The sequence below is a fragment of the Gilliamella sp. W8123 genome (genome assembly GCF_016101085.1).
Classification (GTDB): Bacteria; Pseudomonadota; Gammaproteobacteria; order Enterobacterales; family Orbaceae; genus Gilliamella; species Gilliamella apis.
Window position 1 is genome coordinate 1 of sequence record NZ_JACFRE010000019.1, and the last position, 2,621, is coordinate 2,621.

Annotated in this window: 1 protein-coding gene; it reads right to left on the reverse strand. The window is 39.9% G+C overall.

All coding sequences use genetic code 11. The features are described 5' to 3' along the window. Window positions 1–540: 540 nt before the first annotated feature. A complete protein-coding gene (locus H3T56_RS11550; protein ID WP_198193089.1) occupies window positions 541–1,896 on the reverse strand; it encodes a hypothetical protein in 1,356 nt (451 codons plus the stop codon). Window positions 1,897–2,621: the final 725 nt, after the last annotated feature.

Genomic DNA, 2,621 nt, shown 5'->3' on the forward strand with positions numbered 1-2,621 from the left:
GCACCGGCTGTGATTTGTTCCTGACAAAGCACCGCCTTGGCAAACATCCCTGTTTGCCATGCTAACCTCACTCAGTTGTCAGCACGTTGCGAATGTCGCTAAATTAAATACACCAAACTTATTTGCCAAGATAAACGCTTATGTTTATAGCAAGCTAATTTTAGTTTTAAAACCGATTTTGGGGAAACTTGGGCGGGATTTTGGCTTTAAAAACCCCTTTCCTCAATTTTTTTTTGGTTGTTTGAGTTTCGGACGTTTTGTTGTTTTGCGGTTATTTCTATACGGTGAATACGTCCGAGTTAAGAGGGTTGGCGCCAACCCTCTTTACCATCTCCCGCGGCGACTACGCAAGTGATCACGATGTGACTGCCTTCCGCCTTCGTTCGCTTTTAACGCTCCTTGCCAAACATCCCTGTTTGCCATGCTAACCTCACTCAGTTGTCAGCACATTGCCAATGTCGCGCTACAAAATCGTTTTTAACGTCCTAACGTTATTTTTCTTATCCTCTGCTTCAATACCTAAGAACTAAGAAATAATAGTTAAGGATAGACACAGAGTCCGTATTGTTTCTCTCTATTCCGATCAGTGTTGTAAATTCTACCGTCGAACGAATCAACCTTAAAGAGATAATTATTATCCCTAAAACTCCCATCTTTCGTCCAACAGTACCCTCTTTGGAAGTTGGCACCAGTGTAATGGTCCATCCGCCCCCATTCCGAGAAAAATCCTCCACCAATGTGACGACGGTAAGTATTATCAGATGACGAAGGCGTTGCACCTACTGAACCTTGACAACGCCCCCCTTCTCGACAAAACGCATTAGTTAAATCCATGACCTTTGGAACACGGTATCCTCCAATCTTATTACACCAAGATTCCATACTAGAATAGGTATAAGCGTACCTATATCCACGATTAACAAACCACTGCTTTAACACAAATCCATATTTGACCACCGCATTACCACTGCTATCTCGACCAACTAACTCAAATGTCTGCGGTAAAGATGGTCTACCGATTCTATCTGGATTTTCTGAGTACCATTGATTAGAGTCTGTAACAGCAGGACCCGTTAGGGTGACTCGAACGCTCTGGTATATTGAATCGGTCATCGTCGCCGTAATACCTTCATGAGAAACCGGCGCCCAAGATAAGGCCTGACTAACACCACCAATATCTAAATCAAAATACAGACCATTAGCACCAGTAGTCGGGAAGTTTGAACCATAAGACGACGGCGTAACTGACTGTGGTAGAAAACCCCTATCAGGGTTCCAAATGGCGCCCCCCCCCCTGAACCCCCAGTCCATCTCTAAATTAGGTCTTGCAAAACAAACCGCTGGCGCTGCCTTAGGATTAATATAATAAGTGGCATTACCTGCCGTAAAACGACTTTCATTAGGTACTCCATAACGTGTTGTTAATATACCTTCACTATTTGATAAGGTTAATTTATATGGCGCTTTACAAATATCCAGCACTTCATTACGGGTAACAGCTTGATTATTTTTATCGACAATGGATAAATTTAAACTACCGGTAGCGGTGATACCATCAATCCCCTGACCATCGCCATCATCATCACCCCAATAATTATAAGGTGTGCCAATAAGTGAACTTAATGCAATAGAATCAGTATCCGTTGGTACTAACATACCAATATCCGCAAAACTCTGACCCTCAACAGGTAACTCGATAGGATTGTCACTTGAATCATTGGTTGTCGGAGTAAATGTTCTACCATCAGAAAGGGATATCCCGAGTAGCGCTGCGGTATTTGTTATCCGGGTACGACCACCATCAAAGGTTAAATAAGGTGCTGAGCCATAAATAATATTGGTCGTTGTAGTGGTTAATGCATAATTAGTAAAAGAGATAGACTGTAAAACAACCATGGTTAATATGAAAACCATCGGCCGAGATAAACAGGCTAAACCAAGAAATTTTGAAAAATTTTGCCGGAATTGCGGAAATTTTGGAAATTGCTGAAATAATAAACTACTGTGAAATAATAAACGGTGTGAGCTTAACTTTAGAAAGGTGAAATTATAGGTTGGGCAGGTTGCTTGTTGCTTGTTGCTTGTTGAAAATTATAATCCATATCAGATATCCTTGTCAATCCAATTTTATGATTTATTTAAAATTTCAAGCCTAATAGCATAAAATTTATCCATTCGTATAAATATGCTATAAAAGTATAGTGATTGCAAAAAACCATGCAACTTTTTTTGGCGGTTTAATTGTTAACTTTTGTAAAGGTGAATGTAATATTACGTTTTAGTTACTCCCTTAAAACCAATTTCGAAGAAGCTTTAGGGGATTTTTAGGCTTTAAAAATCCCGTTCCTCAAATTTTTTGGTTACTAGCTGATGTTATAACTAACGTTAACGATTTATTGGCGGGATTTTTTGGCTTTAAAAACCTCGTTCCTCAACTTTTTTTGGTTACTAGTTGATGTTATAACTAACGTTAGCGATTTATTGGCGGGATTTTAGGCTTTAAAAACCCCGTTCCTCAATTTTTTTGGTTGTTTGAGTTTCGGACGTTTTGTTGTTTTGTGGTTGTTTCTATACGGTGATTACGTCCGAGTTAAGAGGGTTGGCGCCAACCCTCTTTACAA

Excerpts from the sequence above, each read along its gene's own strand:
- H3T56_RS11550 (WP_198193089.1), bottom strand. The coding sequence starts at position 1,896 with ATGGTTGTTTTACAGTCTATCTCTTTTACTAATTATGCATTAACCACT.